Origin of the sequence: Streptomyces sp. SS1-1 (genome assembly GCF_008973465.1) — a bacterium.
In the GTDB taxonomy this organism is placed as follows: Bacteria; Actinomycetota; Actinomycetes; order Streptomycetales; family Streptomycetaceae; genus Streptomyces.
This window is the reverse complement of record NZ_WBXN01000004.1, coordinates 3,194,208-3,212,700: the sequence shown is the minus strand read 5'-3', so window position 1 is coordinate 3,212,700 and position 18,493 is coordinate 3,194,208. Positions and strand designations below refer to the sequence as shown.

The 18,493-nt window shown below is 74.2% G+C and carries 16 protein-coding genes; 10 read left to right on the top strand and 6 right to left on the bottom strand.

The genetic code is table 11. The features are described 5' to 3' along the window. Window positions 1–11: 11 nt before the first annotated feature. From F8R89_RS15790 to F8R89_RS15770, 5 genes are read left to right on the top strand one after another with little or no spacing between them, the layout of a single operon-like run. Window positions 12–1,856: an acetyl/propionyl/methylcrotonyl-CoA carboxylase subunit alpha gene (locus tag F8R89_RS15790; RefSeq protein WP_151784591.1), complete on the top strand. Its 1,845-nt coding sequence runs from the start codon at window positions 12–14 to the stop codon at window positions 1,854–1,856. A 39-nt stretch (window positions 1,857–1,895) separates the two neighbouring features. Continuing rightward, entirely contained in the window at window positions 1,896–3,032 is a 1,137-nt protein-coding gene (locus tag F8R89_RS15785) for an acyl-CoA dehydrogenase family protein (RefSeq protein ID WP_151784590.1), read from the top strand. Window positions 3,033–3,070: 38 nt separating this feature from the next. Beyond that, window positions 3,071–4,648, top strand: a complete 1,578-nt coding sequence (locus F8R89_RS15780; RefSeq protein WP_151784589.1) for a 4-coumarate--CoA ligase family protein — start codon at window positions 3,071–3,073, stop codon at window positions 4,646–4,648. Further along, window positions 4,645–5,379, top strand: coding sequence for an enoyl-CoA hydratase family protein (locus F8R89_RS15775; protein WP_151784588.1), 735 nt, complete (start codon window positions 4,645–4,647; stop codon window positions 5,377–5,379). The genes F8R89_RS15780 and F8R89_RS15775 overlap by 4 nt, the downstream gene beginning before the upstream one ends. Continuing rightward, a complete protein-coding gene (locus F8R89_RS15770; protein WP_151784587.1) occupies window positions 5,367–5,981 on the top strand; it encodes a TetR/AcrR family transcriptional regulator in 615 nt (204 codons plus the stop codon). Before F8R89_RS15775 ends, F8R89_RS15770 begins: the two co-directional genes overlap by 13 nt. A gap of 19 nt (window positions 5,982–6,000) precedes the next feature. Here the strand turns inward: F8R89_RS15770 and F8R89_RS15765 are convergent, their stop codons facing one another. Together F8R89_RS15765 and F8R89_RS15760 are read right to left on the bottom strand one after the other, a co-directional pair. Beyond that, the gene (locus F8R89_RS15765) at window positions 6,001–7,242 is read right to left on the bottom strand and encodes a serine/threonine-protein kinase (RefSeq protein WP_151784586.1); all 1,242 of its coding nucleotides are present in this window, start codon (window positions 7,240–7,242) and stop codon (window positions 6,001–6,003) included. 193 nt (window positions 7,243–7,435) lie between these two features. Continuing rightward, complete coding sequence (locus tag F8R89_RS15760; RefSeq protein WP_151784585.1) at window positions 7,436–8,536, bottom strand: citrate synthase 2; 1,101 nt, start codon at window positions 8,534–8,536, stop codon at window positions 7,436–7,438. Between the two features lie 387 nt (window positions 8,537–8,923). Between F8R89_RS15760 and pdxH the strand changes: the two genes are divergently transcribed. The 3 genes from pdxH (at window position 8,924) to F8R89_RS15745 (ending at window position 11,947) form a co-directional block, all read left to right on the top strand. Beyond that, window positions 8,924–9,556, top strand: a complete 633-nt coding sequence (pdxH, locus tag F8R89_RS15755; RefSeq protein ID WP_151788140.1) for a pyridoxamine 5'-phosphate oxidase — start codon at window positions 8,924–8,926, stop codon at window positions 9,554–9,556. Window positions 9,557–9,941: 385 nt separating this feature from the next. Further along, window positions 9,942–10,439 (top strand): GNAT family N-acetyltransferase, encoded by a 498-nt coding sequence (locus F8R89_RS15750; protein WP_225994402.1) that lies wholly within the window; start codon window positions 9,942–9,944, stop codon window positions 10,437–10,439. 77 nt (window positions 10,440–10,516) lie between these two features. Then, a complete protein-coding gene (locus F8R89_RS15745) occupies window positions 10,517–11,947 on the top strand; it encodes a PAS domain-containing protein (protein WP_151784583.1) in 1,431 nt (476 codons plus the stop codon). A gap of 4 nt (window positions 11,948–11,951) precedes the next feature. On the opposite strand, the gene F8R89_RS15740 is transcribed toward F8R89_RS15745, so the two are convergent. Continuing rightward, complete coding sequence (locus tag F8R89_RS15740; RefSeq protein ID WP_151784582.1) at window positions 11,952–12,707, bottom strand: SIS domain-containing protein; 756 nt, start codon at window positions 12,705–12,707, stop codon at window positions 11,952–11,954. A gap of 252 nt (window positions 12,708–12,959) precedes the next feature. Between F8R89_RS15740 and F8R89_RS15735 the strand changes: the two genes are divergently transcribed. Together F8R89_RS15735 and F8R89_RS15730 are read left to right on the top strand one after the other, a co-directional pair. Beyond that, the gene (locus F8R89_RS15735; protein ID WP_062668983.1) at window positions 12,960–13,652 is read left to right on the top strand and encodes a metal-dependent transcriptional regulator; all 693 of its coding nucleotides are present in this window, start codon (window positions 12,960–12,962) and stop codon (window positions 13,650–13,652) included. A gap of 616 nt (window positions 13,653–14,268) precedes the next feature. Then, a complete protein-coding gene (locus F8R89_RS15730) occupies window positions 14,269–15,135 on the top strand; it encodes an alpha/beta fold hydrolase (RefSeq protein ID WP_151784581.1) in 867 nt (288 codons plus the stop codon). Window positions 15,136–15,157: 22 nt separating this feature from the next. Here the strand turns inward: F8R89_RS15730 and F8R89_RS15725 are convergent, their stop codons facing one another. The 3 genes from F8R89_RS15725 to F8R89_RS15715 are packed head-to-tail and all read right to left on the bottom strand — an operon-like array spanning window position 15,158 to window position 18,219. Further along, window positions 15,158–16,750: a transporter gene (locus tag F8R89_RS15725; RefSeq protein ID WP_151784580.1), complete on the bottom strand. Its 1,593-nt coding sequence runs from the start codon at window positions 16,748–16,750 to the stop codon at window positions 15,158–15,160. Next, complete coding sequence (locus F8R89_RS15720) at window positions 16,747–17,520, bottom strand: ABC transporter ATP-binding protein (RefSeq protein WP_151784579.1); 774 nt, start codon at window positions 17,518–17,520, stop codon at window positions 16,747–16,749. The genes F8R89_RS15725 and F8R89_RS15720 overlap by 4 nt, the downstream gene beginning before the upstream one ends. Window positions 17,521–17,556: 36 nt before the next feature. Next, window positions 17,557–18,219: a bifunctional DNA primase/polymerase gene (locus tag F8R89_RS15715; protein WP_151784578.1), complete on the bottom strand. Its 663-nt coding sequence runs from the start codon at window positions 18,217–18,219 to the stop codon at window positions 17,557–17,559. Window positions 18,220–18,493: the final 274 nt, after the last annotated feature.

The following is an 18,493-nucleotide window of genomic DNA, read 5'->3' as shown; positions in this document are numbered from 1 at the left end:
GGGAACCACCAGTGATCACTTCTGTCCTCGTCGCCAACCGGGGCGAGATCGCCTGCCGGGTCTTCCGCACCTGCCGCGACCTGGGCGTCCGCACGGTCGCCGTGTACTCGGACGCCGACGCGAACGCCCTGCACACCCGCGAGGCCGACACCGCCGTACGGCTGCCCGGGGCGGCGCCCTCCGAGACGTACCTGGACGGCGCCCTGATCGTGAAGGCGGCGCTGACCGCCGGCGCGGACGCCGTGCACCCCGGCTACGGGTTCCTCTCCGAGAACGCCGGTTTCGCGCGGGCCGTCCTCGACGCGGGCCTCGTCTGGATCGGCCCGCCGCCGGAGGCCATCGAGGCGATGGCGTCCAAGACCCGGGCGAAGGAGCTGATGGGCCTCGCCCCGCTCGGCGAGGTCACCGACGCCGACCTGCCCGTGCTGGTGAAGGCCGCCGCGGGCGGCGGCGGGCGCGGGATGCGGATCGTGCGCCGCCTGGACGAGCTCGACGCGGCTCTCGCGAGCGCCCGCGCGGAGGCGGCGAGCGCCTTCGGCGACGGCGAGGTGTTCGTCGAGCCGTACGTCGAGGACGGCCGCCACGTCGAGGTGCAGATCCTCGCCGACACCCACGGCACGGTGTGGCCGCTGGGCACCCGGGACTGCTCGCTGCAGCGCCGCCACCAGAAGGTGATCGAGGAGTCCCCGGCGCCCGGCCTGTCCGGCACGCTCACGGCCGAACTGCACGCCCTCGCGGTCCGGGCCGCCCGCGCCGTCGACTACGTGGGCGCCGGCACCGTCGAGTTCCTGGTCGCCGGCGACACCGCGCACTTCCTGGAGATGAACACCCGGCTCCAGGTCGAACACCCGGTGACCGAGGAGGTGTTCGGCGTCGACCTGGTCGCCGAGCAGCTGCGGATCGCCGAGGGCCACGCCCTGGACCCCGAGCCGCCGCCCGCGCGCGGGCACGCCGTCGAGGCCCGCCTGTACGCCGAGGACCCGGCCCGCGACTGGGCGCCGCAGACCGGGCGCCTGCACCGCCTCGCCGTGCCTGGCGCCGTCCGCCTGGACACCGGATTCACCGACGGCGACGACATCGGCGTCCACTACGACCCGATGCTCGCCAAGGTGATCGCCCACGCCCCCACGCGCGCCGAGGCGGTCCGCAGGCTGGCGGCGGCGCTGGAGCGCGCGGTGATCCACGGTCCCGTCACCAACCGCGACCTCCTCGTCCGCTCCCTGCGCCACGAGGAGTTCACCCGGGCCCGGATGGACACCGGCTTCTACGACCGGCACCTGGCCGCCCTGAGCGCGCCCGCGCACGACCCGTACGCCCCGCTCGCCGCCGCCCTCGCCGACGCGCACGGCCGCTCCCGGTTCGGCGGTTTCCGCAACGTCCCCTCCCAGCCGCAGGTCAAGCGGTACGCCGTCGGCGACGAGGAGCACGAGGTCCGCTACCGGCACACCCGCACCGGCCCGGAGGCCGACGGCGTACGCGTCCTGCACGCCGACGCGCACCGGGTCGTCCTGGAGGCGGACGGCGTCCGGCGGACGTTCGAGGTGGCGCGGTACGGCGACCAGGTGCAGGTGAACGGCACCCGTCTCACCGCGCTGCCCCGTTTCCCCGATCCCACGGCACAGCTCGCCCCGGGGTCCCTGGTGGCCCCCATGCCGGGGACGGTCGTCCGGATCGCCGACGGCCTGGCGGAGGGGTCGGCCGTGGAGGCCGGCCAGCCGCTGCTCTGGCTGGAGGCGATGAAGATGGAGCACAAGATCATCGCGCCGGGCGCGGGCACGCTCACCGCCCTGCACGCCGCCCCCGGACAGCAGGTGTCCGTCGGCGCGCTCCTGGCGGTCGTCCAGCCGTCCGACTGACGGCCCCCTCTGCACGGTCAGCCACGACGAAGGAGTCACATGGCCATGATCGAGACCGACGAGCACAAGGCCCTGCGGGCCGCCGTGGCCGCCCTGGGCAAACGCCACGGCCGTGAGTACGACCGGGAGACCCTGTGGGCGGAGGCGGCCAAACTCGGCTACCTCGGCGTGAACCTGCCCGAGGAGTACGGCGGCGGAGGCGGCGGCATCACCGAACTCTCCATCGTCCTGGAGGAACTGGGCGCCGCGGGCTGCCCGCTGCTGCTGATGGTCGTCTCCCCGGCGATCTGCGGCACGGTCATCGCCCGCTTCGGCACCGAGGAGCAGAAGCGGCACTGGCTGCCCGGCCTCGCCGACGGCTCCCTCACCATGGCCTTCGGCATCACCGAGCCGGACGCCGGGTCCAACAGCCACCGCATCACGACCACCGCCCGCCGCGACCCGGACTCGGGGGACTGGATCCTCAACGGGCGCAAGGTGTTCGTCTCCGGCGTCGACATCACGGACGCGACCCTCATCGTCGGCCGCACCGAGGACGCCCGCACGGGCAGGCTCAAGCCGTGCCTGTTCATCGTCCCGCGCGACACCGAGGGCTTCGGGCGCCGGGTGATCGACATGGAACTCAGCGCGGTGGAGAAGCAGTTCGAGCTGACCCTGGACGATGTGCGACTGCCCGCCGACGCGCTCGTCGGCGACGAGGACGCGGGGCTCCTCCAGCTGTTCGCCGGCCTCAACCCCGAACGCATCATGACGGCCGCCTTCGGCATCGGCATGGGCCGCTTCGCGCTGGCCCGCGCCATCGAGTACGCCCGCGAACGCACGGTGTGGAAGACGCCCATCGGAGCCCACCAGGCCATCGCGCACCCCCTCGCGCAGGCGCACATCGACCTGGAGATGGCCCGCCTGATGATGCAGAAGGCGGCGTACCTGTACGACGCCGGGGACGACGTCGGCGCGGGCGAGGCGGCCAACATGGCCAAGTACGCGGCCGGAGAGGCCTGTGTGAAGGCCGTCGACCAGTCCGTGCACACCCTCGGCGGCAACGGCCTCACGCGCGAGTTCGGCATCGCCTCGCTGATAACGGCCGCGCGCGTGTCTCGTATTGCCCCGGTGAGCCGGGAGATGATTCTCAACTACGTCTCCCACCAGACCCTGGGTCTGCCCAAGTCGTACTGACCGGGCGCCCGTCCGGCACCGTGTCGCGAGGAGGAACCGTGTTCCGCAGCGAGTACGCAGACGTCCCGGCCGTAGAACTCCCCATCCACGAGGCGGTACTGGGCCGGGCCGCCGAGTTCGGGGACGCCCCCGCGCTCATCGACGGCACCGACGGCACCACCCTCAGCTACGAACAGCTCGACCGCTTCCACCGGCGGGTCGCCGCCGGTCTGGCCGAGGCGGGCGTACGCAAGGGCGACGTGCTCGCCCTGCACAGCCCGAACACGGTCGCCTTCCCCACCGCGTTCTACGCGGCCACGCGCGCGGGTGCCTCCGTCACCACGGTGCACCCGCTCGCCACCCCCGAGGAGTTCGCCAAGCAGCTCAAGGACTGCGCGGCCCGGTGGATCGTCACCGTGTCGCCGCTGCTGGAGGCGGCACGCCGGGCCGCCGAACTCGCGGGCGGAGTCCAGGAGATCTTCGTGTGCGACAGCGCGCCCGGACACAGGTCGCTGATCGACATGCTGGGCTCCACCGCCCCCGAGCCGGAGGTCGCCATCGACCCCGTCGAGGACGTCGCCGCCCTGCCGTACTCCTCCGGCACCACCGGCATCCCCAAGGGCGTGATGCTCACCCACCGGCAGATCGCCACCAACCTCGCCCAGCTCGAACCGGCGATCCCGGCCGGGCCCGGCGACCGCATCCTCGCCGTGCTGCCGTTCTTCCACATCTACGGCCTCACCGCGCTGATGAACGCGCCCCTGCGGGTCGGCGCCACGGTCGTCGTCCTGCCCCGCTTCGACCTGGAGACGTTCCTCGCGGCCATCCAGAACCACCGCATCACCGGCCTGTACGTGGCGCCGCCCATCGTGCTCGCCCTCGCCAAGCACCCGCTGGTCGCCCAGTACGACCTGTCGTCGCTGGAGCACATCGTCAGCGCCGCCGCGCCCCTGGACGCGAAGCTCGCCGCCGCCTGCTCGCAGCGGCTCGGCCTGCCGCCGGTCGGCCAGGCGTACGGCATGACCGAGCTGTCGCCCGGCACCCACGTCGTCCCGCTGGGCGCCATGGCGGAGGCGCCGCCCGGGACCGTCGGCAAGCTCATCGCCGGCACCGAGATGCGCGTCGTCTCCCTCGACGACCCGGACAAGGACCTCGGCGTCGGCGAGTCCGGCGAGATCCTGATCCGCGGACCCCAGGTCATGAAGGGCTACCTGGGCCGCCCCGACGCCACCGCCGCCATGATCGACGCGGACGGCTGGCTGCACACCGGCGACGTCGGCCATGTGGACGCCGACGGCTGGCTGTTCGTGGTCGACCGGGTCAAGGAGCTCATCAAGTACAAGGGCTTCCAGGTGGCCCCCGCCGAACTGGAGGCCCTCCTCCTCACCCACCCCGGCATCGCGGACGCGGCGGTCATCGGCTTCTACAACGACGAGGGCAACGAGGTCCCGCACGCGTACGTGGTCCGCCAGCCGTCCGCGCCGGACCTGACCGAGGGCGACGTCATGATGTACGTCGCCGAACGCGTCGCTCCCTACAAGCGGGTCCGCCGGGTCACCTTCATCGACGGCGTCCCGCGGGCCGCCTCCGGCAAGATCCTGCGCCGCGAACTGCGGACGCCGAAGGAGAGCGCATGACGATGGTCGGCCGCGCCCACGCGCGCGGGGTGCACACCCTGAGCCTCGACTCCCCGGACACCCGCAACGCGCTGTCGGCGGCCCTCGTGGGCGAACTGGCCGACGCGCTGGACGCGTTGGCCAAGGACCCCGAGGTGCGCGCGGTCGTGCTCACCCACACCGGGAACACCTTCTGCGCGGGCGCCGACCTGCGGGACCCGCCAAACCCGGACGCGCTGGTGGCGCTGCTGCGGGCGATCGTCGCCCTGCCGAAACCCGTCGTCGCCCGCGTCACCGGCCATGTCCGCGCGGGCGGCCTCGGCCTCCTCGCGGCCTGCGACATCGCGGCCGCCGCCCGCACCGCCACGTTCGCGTTCACGGAGGTCCGCATCGGGGTGGCCCCGGCGGTGATCTCGCTGCCCGTGATGCCCCGCGCGGACCCGCGCGCCCTCGCCCGCTACTACCTCACCGGGGAGCGGTTCACCGCGCCGGAGGCGGTCCGCGTCGGCCTGCTCACGGCCGAGGGCGACGACGTGGACGCCGTACTGGAACCCGTCCTGGACGGCCTGCGCAGGGCCGCCCCCCAGGCCCTCGCCGAGACGAAGGCGCTGCTCGCGGCTAAGGTGCTGGAGACCTTCGACCGGGACGCGGCCGGACTGACCGCGCTCTCGGCCCGGCTGTTCGCCTCCTCCGACGCCCGTGAGGGGATGACGGCCTTCCTCGAAAGACGGGATCCGGAATGGGTGGTGTGAGCACGGCCGGCGACCGGGTGGACCGCGTGCCCAAGCAGGACCGCAGCCGCGTCACCCGGCAGCGGCTCCTGGAGGCCGCCGTGGCCTGCCTGGCCGAGCACGGCTGGGCGGGCTCCACGGTGTCCGTCGTGGCCGAACGGGCCGGTGTCTCCCGGGGCGCGGCCCAGCACCACTTCCCGACCCGCGAGGACCTGTTCACGGCGGCCGTGGAGTACGTCGCCGAGGAGCGCTCCACGGCCCTGCGCGCCCTCTTCCCCGAGGGCGCGTCCGGCGACCGGCAGGCGGTCGTCGCCGCCCTCGTGGACCTCTACACCGGCCCGCTGTTCCGGGCCGCCCTGCACCTGTGGGTCGCCGCGTCCGACGAGGAGCAGCTGCGGCCCCGGGTCACCGAGCTGGAGGCCCGCGTCGGCCGGGAGACCCATCGCATCGCCGTGGAGCTGCTGGACGCCGACGAGTCGCGGCCCGGGGTCCGGGAGTCCGTGCAGGGCCTGCTCGACATGGCCCGCGGCCTGGGCCTGGCCAACCTGCTCACCGACGACACCGGCCGCCGGGCCCGGGTGGTGGCGCAGTGGGCCCGGCTGCTGGACGACGCCCTGGACTGAGCGCCGCCGGGCGCGCGCCTCAGTCGTCGCCGCCGTCGTCGTCCTGCGCGGCGGCCGGGGACGGCTGCGCCGCCGGGTCCGAGTCACCCGTGGTCGGCGGGGCCTCCGACGTCGTCCCGGAGCCCCCGGTGTCGTCCGGGGCGAACCACTTCATGCCGAGCAGCATCGCGGCCATGAACAGCAGGGCGCCCGCGGCCGTGGCGGCGATACGGCGCGCCCCGAACGCGGCCGGGGGCGCGGACCGGCTCCGGGCCCGCCCGCGCGAGCGCACGGGGGCCTGGGAGCGGGGGCGCGGCTCGGGGGCCGCCTGGGCCGAGGGCAGCATGTACGTGGTCGCGCCGCCCGTGCCGCGCCGCCGGGAGGCGGGAGCGGGGACGGGAGCGGGGGCCGGGGCCGCCGGTGCGGGGCGGGGGGCCCGTGCGGCCGGCTCCGGGAGCGGCTCGGGGCGGCCCTGCCAGGCGCCGGCGGTGAACCAGTCGGCGGCCTGCTGGGCGCCCGGCCGGTGCTCGGGGTCCTTGGCGAGCAGGCCCAGCAGATAGTTCTCGAAGGCGGGCGGCAGCCCGGTGACCCCCAGCTCGCGCGGCGGCACGGGGGTGGCGTCCAGGTGCTGGTGCAGGATGGCGACGGCCGTGTCCGCGTTGAACGGCGGGCGTCCGGTGAGCAGCTGGTAGAGCACGCAGCCCAGCGCGTAGACGTCGGAGGCGGGCCCCGCGGGCTTGCCCAGCGCCCGCTCCGGGGCGAGATAGAGGCTGGTGCCGACGATCTGCCCGGTGGCGGTGAGCGCGGCGCCGGGGTCGTCGAGGAAGCGGGCGATGCCGAAGTCGCCGATCTTGAGGGTGCCGTCGGCGTCCAGCAGCAGGTTGCCGGGCTTGATGTCCCGGTGGACGACGCCCTGCCGGTGCGCGGCGGAGAGTCCGGCGGCGGCCTGGGCGGCCATCCGGGCCACGCGGTCGGCGGGCTGGGCGCCGGACTGTGTGAGGACCCGCGCGAGACTGTCGCCCTCGACGAGCTCCATCACCAGGTAGAGCTGGTTGTCGTGCTCTCCGAAGTCCCGGACGCCCACCACGTTGGGGTGGTCGATCCGTGACGCGGTCCGGGCCTCCAGCCGGAACCGGGAGGCGGCGGTCGGGTCCGAGTCCTGGGGCAGCAGCAGCTTGACGGCCACCTGCCGGTCCAGCGTCTCGTCGTAGGCCCGCCAGACCTCCCCCATCCCCCCGCGCCCGATCGACTCGATCAGCCGGTAGCGGCCCGCTATCAGCACCTGTTCCCATCCTCATGCCGGGGGACGTGTGGGTCGCCGCGGCCACAACTCACCCTCCGGGGAAGGGGGATGACTGGGGGTGCCGCAGCCGCCCCAGCATACTGGCGCAGTGGATCACCGGTGCCGCGTGCGCCGTCGCGCGCGAGGTGGCCGGCGGGGGTGCCTCCCGCCGGCCGTCCCACGGCCGGTGCGGTCAGTGCGCGATCGAGGCGTACCCCTCGACCTCGCGGGGGTCGCGCGGGCCCGGGCCCACATAGCGCGCGGAGGGGCGGACGAGGCGGCCGGTGCGCTTCTGCTCCAGGATGTGCGCGGACCAGCCCGCCGTACGGGCGCACGAGAACATCGACGTGAACATGTGCGCCGGGACCTGGGCGAAGTCCAGCACGATGGCCGCCCAGAACTCGACGTTGGTGGCGAGCACCCGGTCCGGGCGGCGGCTGTGCAGCTCCGCCAGGGCCGCCTTCTCCAGGGCCTCGGCGACCTCGAAGCGGGGCGCGCCGAGCTCCCGCGCGGTGCGGCGCAGCACCCGCGCGCGGGGGTCCTCGGCGCGGTACACGCGGTGGCCGAAGCCCATCAGGCGCTCGCCCCGGTCGAGGGTCTGCCTGACGTACGCCTCGGCGTCCCCGGTGCGCTCGATCTCCTCGATCATGTGCAGCACCCGGGAGGGCGCCCCGCCGTGCAGCGGGCCGGACATGGCGCCCACCGCGCCGGAGAGGGCCGCGGCCACGTCGGCGCCGGTGGAGGCGATGACGCGGGCCGTGAAGGTGGAGGCGTTCATGCCGTGCTCGGCGGCGGACGTCCAGTAGGCGTCGACGGCGGCGACGTGCTTGGGGTCGGGCTCGCCGCGCCAGCGGATCATGAAGCGTTCGACGACGGACTGCGCCTTGTCGATCTCGCGCTGCGGCACCATCGGCAGGCCCTGGCCGCGCGCGGACTGGGCGACGTAGGACAGGGCCATGACCGCGGCCCGGGCGAGGTCGTCGCGGGCCTGCTCCTCGTCGATGTCCAGGAGCGGTTTCAGGCCCCACACGGGCGCCAGCATGGCGAGCGCCGACTGCACGTCGACCCGGATGTCCCCGGAGTGCACGGGGATCGGGAAGGGCTCGGCGGGCGGCAGGCCGGGGCGGAAGGCACCGTCGACGAGCAGTCCCCAGACATTGCCGAACGAGACATGACCGACGAGGTCCTCGATGTCGACGCCGCGGTACCTGAGCGCGCCGCCCTCTTTGTCGGGTTCGGCGATCTCCGTCTCGAACGCGACGACTCCCTCGAGTCCGGGTACGAAGTCGGACATCAGGCGGCTCCTCGTGACGGTTGCGGCGGATGGTGTTGTGGTGGCGGGACGACCCTGTCGCGGCTGGTGGGACGGGACGCGGCCCCCGGCGGATCCACGGTCACGGACCCGCTCCCCGGTTCGTCCGGGTGCCACGGGCCTCGTCGGACTCGCGGTCCGGGGCGTATCCCTGTGATGCCCCGTGCGCCCGAAGCTCATCCAACCCGGGCCACATCCCCGACGATATCCCTGAGTGCCACTCTTGGGGAGGTCTCGCGGCACTCAGTGCCATACGGGGACCCGGCGGCGACCGTCCCCGGCGCCGCGTCCCTCATACGGCAGGATGACCGCGTGACCGACCCAGACGCCTCCCTCGATCCCGCGGCGCCCGAGCTCGACCCGGCCGCGATGCGCAAGCACTACCGGGCCGAGGGCCTCGCCGAGCGCGACCTGGCCGACGGCCCGGTGGAACAGTTCGCGCGCTGGTTCCGGCAGGCCGCGGCCCAGGCCCACCTCTTCGAACCCAACGCCATGATCGTGTCCACGGCCGACGGCGAGGGGCGGCCCAGCTCGCGCACCGTGCTGCTGAAGCAGTTCGACGAGCGGGGCTTCGTCTTCTACACCAACTACGACTCCCGCAAGGCCCGCGACCTCGCCGAGAACCCGTACGTCTCGCTGCTGTTCCCCTGGCATCCGATGGCCCGGCAGGTCATCGTCACGGGCGTGGCGCGGCGCACCGGCCGCGACGAGACGGCCGCCTACTTTCGCACCCGGCCGCACGGCTCCCAGCTCGGCGCCTGGGCCAGCGCCCAGTCGTCCGTCATCGCCTCGCGCGCCGAGCTCGACGCGTCGTACGCGGAGCTCTCCGCCCGCTACCCCGAGGGCGCGGAACAGGTGCCGGTGCCGCCGCACTGGGGCGGCTTCCGGGTCGCGCCGAGCACGGTCGAGTTCTGGCAGGGCCGGGAGAACCGGCTGCACGACCGGCTGCGGTACGTGGCGGAGCCCGACGGCGGCTGGCGGGTGGAGCGGCTCAGCCCCTGAGCGGTGCGCGCCCGGGCGGCTGGAGGCGGCCCCCGGAAACGCAGCGACCCGCGAGCTCTGGTCCCTCCGCCGGGGCGGGGGAGCCGGCCGGACGTACCGGCGAGCTCGCGGGTCGGGTGACTGCGTGGAATTGGCCGGCTGCGTGTCTCACTCACACGCTGGTCCGGCACCGCACGTGGTGGGTGACGGGCCGCTAGCCCGCAGCCACCTCTTCCGTCCGGTATGCATACATCTGCCGAACCACCTCCTTTCCGAAGTACGTCCCACCCTAAGAACCCCACCCGCCACGCTCAACCCCTTTTTTCTTGGACGCCGGAAGCCCTCCTGACCTAGCGTTCCGCGCATGACGGAACCGAGGTCTGTGCCCGGAAGGGGAGTGGGGCGGGTGTCCGAGCCGAGGATCGCGCCGGTGGAGGGCGAGCGGGCGCTCCAGGAGTGGCGGCACGTCCACAACGTCATCGTGCCGCCCGCCGCCCTGAGCCTCGACGAGGTGCGCGAGCGCGCCGGGCGCAACCGGCTGCGCAACGCGTACGTGGGCGACGTCCTCGTCGGCTGCTCGACCGTGCGCCCCCCGCGGGACGAGGACGCGGTCGCGACGGTCATCGCGCGCGTGCTGCCCGGCCACCGGGGCCGCGGATACGGCACGGCCCTCTACGCGGACGGGCTCGCCCACGCGCGGGCGCTGGGCGCGCGGGCCGTCGAGACGTGCGTGCTCGCCGTCAACGAGGAGGGGCTGCGGTTCGCGCGCGCCCGGGGCTTCGCCGAGACCGACCGCTATGTGCTGGACGGCGCCACCGACCAGTGGGTGGACCTGCGGCTGGACCGGCTGGAGACGGCCGGTACAACGATTCCTTCAATCTTGCGGGAACCCGGTGTGTGCTGAGTCACGTTCCAGTTAGATGAGGGTGAGTGAGCGAACCGGCGCGCCGTTCCGACGGCGCGGCTTGGCAGGGGGTCCAGGTGAGTGCTTCCCGGCGTAGTGGGACCACCGACGAGCTGGGACCGGACGAACCCGAGCGGGACGGTCCGGACGAGTCGTCGGCCGGTGCCGAGGGTCCGGCGGGCGGGTCCGATCTGCTGGCCGCCCTGCTGGACGGCATGGACGCGGCCCTGTGCGCCTTCGACGCGGACGGCGTCCTGACCCACTGGAACCGCGAGGCGGAACGCATCCTCGGCTGGACCGCCGCGGAGGCCGTCGGCCGGCGCGGCTTCGCCGGCTGGGCGGTGCGCCCGGCGGACGCCGAGGAGGTCGAGGCGCGGCTGATGTCCGCGATGCGGTCCCCCGGCCGCCAGGTGCACGAGTTCGCGCTGCTCACCAAGGACGGCGGCCGGGTCCTGGTGCGCACCCAGTCGGCCGCGGTGCGCGGCCCGGACGGCGAGCCCGCCGGGGTGTACTGCGCCTTCAGCGAGGTGCACACCCAGATCGACCTGGAGCGGTCCATCGCGCTCAGCGAGGCGCTCTTCGAGGACGCGTCCTGGGGCGTGGTGCTCGTCGACGCCGACCTGCGTCCCGCCGTCGTGAACGCGCACGCGGCCCGCGCCCTCGGCATCGGCCGCACCGCCGTGCTCGGCCGGCCGCTCGGCGACCTGCTCGCCCAGGGCGTGGAGGAGCTGGAGAGCGCGCTCACCCATGTGCTGGCGGAGGGCGCGCCGCCCGCCCCGGCCGAGATCTGGGTGAGCGTGCGCACCCCGGAGGGCGACCGGCGCCGCTGCTGGCGGTGCGGGTTCGTGCGCCTCGCCTCGCCGCTCGCGGAGGAGCCGGTGCCGCTCGGCGTCGGCTGGTTCTTCCAGGACGTCACCGAGGCCAAGCAGACCGAGCAGGAGGCGGCGCTGCTGCGGTTCCGGGCCAACCAGCTGCACCGCGCGGCGCGGGCCGCCGCGGAGTGCGAGGACCCCGCCGAGGCGGCGACCGTCCATCTGGACTTCGCGCTCGCGGGCTTCGCCGACCACGCCCTGATCGACCGGGTCGCGGGCGGCGCGCTGCGCGACGCGGAGGCCGTCGACGCCGTCCGGCTGGTCCGGGTCGCCGTCACCCCGTCCGGCACCCCGGGACCCTCCCGGCTCGGCGGCGAAGCCGGCCTGCCCGTCCGCTACGGCGAGGGGCACCCGGCGCTCCAGTGCGTGGCGCGGACGGGGTCGGTGCGGGCGGCGGCCGGTGACGTGCCGCCCGAGCGGGCGCGCGCCTGGGCGGTGAGCCGGCAGTGGCCGGCGGACGCGGTGTACGCCCTGTGCGCGGTGCTGCGCAGCCGGGGCCGGACGCTGGGCGTCGTGACGTTCCTGCGCGGCGCGGGCCGCACCGCGTTCGAGCGGAGCGACGCCGTGTACGCGGAGGACGTGGCGGTGCGCATCGCCTCCGCGCTGGACCTGGCGGAGACGACGGGCACCCCGTGACGCGTCAGTGCCGGTAGAAGATCCGGTCGCCGTACTCCTCGAAGATCCGGCGGTTCCACTCGTGGCCGCCGTCCACGTTGCCCGAGCGCAGCAGCGGGACCTCGACGCCGCGGGCGGCCAGTGAGGCGGCGGCGGTCGCCATGACGGCCTGCATCAGCGCCGAGGTGACGACCGTGGACGCCGGGGCGAACGGCGCCGGGACGGTGTCGAGGGTCAGCTCCGCGTCGCCGACCGCGATCTTCGAGTCGATGACGACGTCGCAGTGGTCCTTCAGGAAGGTGCCCGAGGAGTTCCGGGGCGTCGTCCGCTCGGCGTACGCCACCGACGTCACGCCGACGACCCGCACCCCGAGGGAGCGCGCGTGCCGGGCCATCTCCACCGGCAGCGCGTTGCGGCCGGACAGCGAGACGACCACGAGCGCGTCGCCCGCGCGCAGCGGCGAGCTGTCCAGCACGGCGGTCGCGAGCCCGTCGACGCGTTCCAGGGCGGAGCCCAGCGTGGCGGGCACGACGTCCACGCCCACGGCGCCCGGCACCGCGAGCAGGTTCATCAGGGCCAGACCGCCCGCGCGGTAGACGACGTCCTGGGCGGCGAGGGAGGAGTGCCCGGCGCCGAAGGCGAACAGCCGCCCCCCGGCGGCGACGGTGTCCGCGAGCAGGGTGCCGGCCGCCTCGACGGCCTCCGCCTCCTCGGCGCGGGCCCGCTGGAGCAGGCCGATCGCGGCGTCGAAGAACTGCTCGGCCGGCGTGCTGTCGCTCATGCGGGGCCCTCCGGGGTGCCGGGTGGTGCGTCGGGGTGTGCCGCGGATCACCGTGCGGTCTGGACCACTGCGGTGTCAATACGGGGTGCGGCCGCGGTGGCCGTGCCCGCCGCGGCCGGGCGGTGTCCGGGTTTCGGCGGCGCGGCACGGTTGTCAGTGCCATCCGGCAGAATTGAGTCAGGGCCAGCGCACGCGCCGCGGAGCTGTCTCGCTTCCGGCTGAGCCAAACGCAGAGCTAATCGAGGGGCACGTATGTCCGGACTGATCGACACCACGGAGATGTATCTCCGCACCATCCTCGAGCTGGAGGAGGAAGGTGTGGTCCCCATGCGCGCCCGGATCGCCGAGCGGCTGGACCAGAGCGGGCCGACCGTGAGCCAGACCGTGGCGCGGATGGAGCGGGACGGCCTGGTGTCCGTCGCCACCGACCGGCATCTGGAGCTCACCGACGAGGGGCGCCGGCTGGCCACGCGCGTCATGCGCAAGCACCGCCTGGCCGAGTGCCTGCTCGTCGACGTGATCGGCCTGGAGTGGGAGCAGGTGCACGCGGAGGCGTGCCGCTGGGAGCACGTGATGAGCGAGGCCGTGGAGCGGCGGGTGCTGGAGCTGCTGCGCCACCCCACCGAGTCGCCGTACGGCAACCCCATCCCGGGCCTGGAGGAGCTGGGCGAGAAGGACGGCGCCGACCCCTTCCTCGACGAGGGCATGGTGTCGCTGGCCGACCTGGACCCGGGCGCCGACGGCAAGACGGTGGTCGTGCGCCGGATCGGCGAGCCGATCCAGACCGACGCGCAGCTGATGTACACGCTGCGCCGGGCGGGCGTGCAGCCCGGCTCGGTGGTGAGCGTGACCGAGTCGGCGGGCGGTGTCCTGGTCGGCAGCAGCGGCGAGGCGGCCGAGCTGGACTCGGAGGTCGCCTCCCACGTGTTCGTCGCGAAGCGCTGACCGCCTCCGCCGTCCGCCAAGATCCAGTGCCGCGAATCGCAGCGCGGGGCCCGCGCGCGTGCGAGGCTGTCGGCTGAGGCATCCACCTGAGAGCTCTTGGCCGTGACCCGGCGCCGCCGTGTCCGGCCGGGGAAGGGGCGGGAGGAGATGTGCCGTCGCCGTGGAGAGGGCCCCGGCGCCGTGTGGCGCCGGGGCCTGTCCTCCCCTGCTGACCCGGAGCCCCGAGCTCCCAGGGTCATCCCCCTCGGACCGTTTTCCCCGAGCGGTCCGCCTCCCGATGAAGGTCTCCCCCGGGCGACGACGATCAATCGCGGCGCGGGGTCACCCGAAGGTGGGGTGTTGCCCGTGAGAACCGCATTTTCGAATAAGAGTTCGATAGTCTGCGGTGACAGGTCGGGCGGACCGTGCGCTGCAGAGATGTGCGCATAAGATCACGTCGGACACACACGGCATGCACATCGTTCGCGAGGGGGCCGTCGCCGCGGGGGACGCGGCCGGCGGCGGTGCGCGGACGGGTGACGACGGATACGGCAGGCACAGACGGAGCAGGCGGACGCGGAGCACAGGACCGGCCCACACGAGCGGTCCGAGTGGAGCTAGGGGGGTGCCAGGACCAATGGCGCGGCGCATCGACGTGACCGGGACGGACGGCGTACGTCTCGCGGCCTGGGAGTTCGGCGACCCCCCGAAGCCCGACGCCCACCCAGGCCCCCAGGACACCCCCGGAGTGCTGTTACTGCACGGCCTGATGGGCCGCGCCTCCCACTGGGCCCCCACCGCCCGCTGGCTCTCCGAGCGGCATCGCGCGATCGCCCTCGACCAGCGGGGCCACGGCCGCAGCGACAAGCCCGCCGGGGCCGCGTACACCCGAGAGGCGTACGTCGACGACGCCGAGGCCGCCCTCGAACAGCTCGGCCTGAGCCGGGCCGTCCTCATCGGGCACGCCATGGGCGCCCTGACCGCCTGGCAGCTCGCCGCCCGCCGCCCCGACCTGGTGAGCGGCGTGGTCATCTGCGACATGCGGGCCTCCGCGCTCGGCGCGGCCTCGCAGCGCGAGTGGGCGGAGTGGTTCAAGGCCTGGCCGGTCCCCTTCGCCACGCTCGCCGACGTCCGCAAGTGGTTCGGCGAGGACGACCCCTGGGTCGAGCGCCCCAACCCGGCCCGCGGCGAGTTCTACGCCGAGGTCATGCACGAGTGCGAGGACGGCTGGCGTCCGGTCTTCGACCCGGAGCAGATGCTGCGCACCCGTGAGACCTGGGTGTACGACGCGCACTGGGAGGAGCTGGCGCAGGTCAGGTGCCCGGCGCTCGTCGTGCGCGGACTCGACGGCGAGCTGGGGCGGGCCGAGGCCCAGGAGATGGTCCGCGTCCTGCCGCGCGGGCAGTACGCGGAGGTCGCGGACGCCGGCCACCTGGTCCACTACGACCAGCCGGAGGGCTGGCGCACGGCCGTCGAGCCGTTCCTGGACGCGGTGTGGGCCTGAGGAGCCGTCAGACGGTCGCGGCTCAGCCTTTGCTGACCGCGGTGAGGATCTCCGGCAGGCGGGCCGCCGTCCGGGGCGCCGCGAGCCGCAGGCCCAGGAGCGTGATCGCCGCCCCGTAGGCCGCCCCGGCGGGCAGCAGCAGCCAGGTCCACGCCTCGCCGCCCTCGCTGACCCGCAGCCAGATCACCGCCGCGATCACCGGGGCGCACAGCAGGGCCGCCGCGACCATGCCGCCGAAGATCGAGATCCACGCCAGGCCCGCCTGCCCGGGGGCGACGTTCTTGTGGCCCTCCTGCGGGATCGAGTACGGGAAGCGGGCCGACGTCCAGGCGCCGGTCGCCAGCATCGCGCCGAGCAGCGCGAAGGACAGCCCCAGCACCTCCGGCAGCCGGCGCCAGTCCCCGATGAGGGCCGTCGTCACCACGGTGACGAGCGTGGCGTACGGCAGGGTGATCAGCAGCAGCGCCAGCGCCCGGCCGCGCAGCTCCACGTACGCGTCCCGCGGCGAGGAGATCGTCATCGCGACCATCCAGAAGGCGGACGTGTCCTGCCCGAACTGGTTGTACATCTGGATGCCGAGCATCCCGGCCGCGAAGCACGCGAAGTAGATCGACCCGGTGCCCTGCACGGCGTTGAACACCGGCACGATCAGGCCGATGGCCAGCGACGTCACCCAGGCCGCCTTGGTCTTCGGATCCCGCCAGACATAGCGCAGACTGCGCTCCATGACGGTGCCGGTGCGCCCCGCCGGCAGCAGCCGGGCCACGCCGCCCGTGCCCTTCTCCCGTACGGCGCTCTCGCCGGCCGCCTGGAGCGTCGAACCGTCCGGGGCGGTCATCAGCCGGGTCAGATGCCGCGCCCACAGCGCGATCAGGCCCGCCAACGCGAGCGCGCACAGGCCCAGTTGCAGCGCGGCGGCGCCGTAGGAGCCCTCGCTCACGGACCGTACGGCCCCGATGGCGGACCCCGGCGGCACCCAGCGCAGTACGTCCGCCAGCGGGTCGAGCCGCCCGAGTCCCGCCGAACCGATGCGCTGAGCCGCGAAGTTGACGACCTGCGCCCCGATCGCGACGACCAGTCCGCTCAGGACGGCCAGATCGCGGCCCTTGCGGCTGGTCAGCAGCCGGATGTTGGCGGCGGCGACCGCGCGCGCCAGCGCGACGCACACCAGCAGGGCCAGCGCGACACCGACGACACCGACGGCGAACGCCGCCGCCCCGTGCGCCACCGCGATCACCGACCCGGTGAGCAGGCACAGCGTGAACAGCGGCCCGATGCCCACCAGGGAGGCCACCAGCAGCGCCCGCACCAGCGGCCGGGGCCGCAGCGGCAGCATCACGAGCCGCGTCGGGTCCAGGGTCTCGTCGCCGCCGGGGAAGAACAGCGGCATCACCGCCCAGCCCAGCGCGAGCACCCCGACCAGCAGCACGACCAGGGCGTCGGCGTGCGCGGTGCCCCGCAGCAGGATCAGGCCGAGCAGCTGGAGCGCGGCGAACAGCAGCGCCACGACCGCCGAGGCGATCCAGGCGGCCCGCCGGCCCCCGGACTGGCGCAGCCCGTTGCGCAGCAGCGACAGCTTCAGCCGGACGAAGACCCCGGTCACGTCGGTGCTCATCGCGCCCCGCCGCCCAGCCAGTCGAGGTCGGACCCGGCGTCCCGGCCGTGCGCGCCGACCAGTTCGAGGAACGCCTGCTGCAGTGAGGGCGCCTCCCCGCGCACCTCGGCGAGCGGCCCGTGCGCGCGGATGCGTCCGGCCGCCATGACGGCGACCCAGTCGCACAGCGACTCGACGAGCTCCATCACATGGGAGGAGAAGACGACGGTGGCACCGGAAGCGGTGAACCGTTCCAGCACGCCCCGGATGGTCTGGGCGGACACGGGGTCCACCCCTTCGAACGGCTCGTCCAGGAACAGCACTTCGGGGTTGTGCAGCAGGGCGGCGGCCAGCCCGATCTTCTTGCGCATGCCCGTCGAGTAGTCGACGACCAGCTTGTGCTGGGCCCCGGCGAGGTCGAGGACGTCGAGCAGCTGCGTGGCCCGCTTGTCGACCTCGGCACCGGGGAGCCCGCGCAGCCGTCCGGTGTAGCCGAGCAGCTCCCGGCCGGACAGCCGCTCGAAGAGCCGCAGCCCCTCGGGCAGCACCCCGATGCGCGCCTTGACCTCCGCCGGGTCCCGCCACACGTCGTGCCCGACCACCTCCACGGACCCCTGGTCGGGCCTGAGCAGCCCGGTCACCATGGACAGGGTGGTGGTCTTCCCGGCTCCGTTCGGGCCGACGAGCCCGATGAACTTCCCGGCGGGCAGCTCCAGATCGATCCCGGCGACGGCGACCTGCTGCCCGAACCGCTTCCAGAGCCCGTGAACGCGTACGGCTGCTGACGTCATACCCGGAACCCTACGGGCCGGGTGGGAGCCGTGGGACTACCGGTCGCGGCCGCACGCGTACGCGAGCGGCGAGATCAGCTCCTCGGCGTCCGGCAGCCAGCGGTTCGCCGGGGTGGGCCGGCACGCCCACTGCACGGCGCCCCGGGACCCGAACCGGGTGGGTGGCGCGGCGACCCAGGCCCCCTCGCCGAGGGCGACCAGGTCCAGCGAGCCCATCGACCAGCCGAGCCGGCGGACCAGCTCGGGCAGCTTCACGGCGGCGCCGGGCAGCACGAAGAAGTGCATCCGGCGGTCCGGCGCCAGCGTCACCGGGCCCAGCGTCAGCTCCATCCGCTCCATACGGGCCAGCGCCAGGAACCCGGCCGTCTCCGGGACGGACAGCGCGTCGAAGGTCCGCCCGGTGGGCAGCAGGATCGACGCGGCCGGCTGCTTCTGCCACAGGCGGCGCGCGACCGTGGCGCTCCCCGTCGCCTGCGTCGCCCAGTCGGGGCGCGCGGGGTGCGCGCCCGGCGCGGGGCACGCCGCGTCGCCGCAGGAGCAGTACGGCACTCCGTCGACGGCCTCCAGCCAGGTCCCCGGAAACACGTCCCAGTGACGCTCCTCGGCGTAACGGACGGCGGTCTCCAGCAGCGAATCCCCGCGCTGCTTCGGAATCTGTGCGGCTTCGGTGGCCGGGATCGTCTCTTCCACGCTCAGCACAACTCCCGCGCCCACCCGGGGTTACGGCCCCCGCGCGCGCGGGGGAGGAGCACCGCGCACGTCGCCGGGGCGCATGGGAGCACGGGTGGGGGCGCGCGCGAGGATCCCCGGCCGGCGCGGGGTAGCCCCCTGGGGGGCCGGCTCCGGCCGTGACCCCGGCAATCCTCACAAGCCTCGCATTTTCCGTATACGGACGGGGCATTGATCTTCACGGCCGGGAACCGCCGGGGCGCAGCCAGTGCCCCGGGCCGGGACCCGGCGGTGACAGGGACGT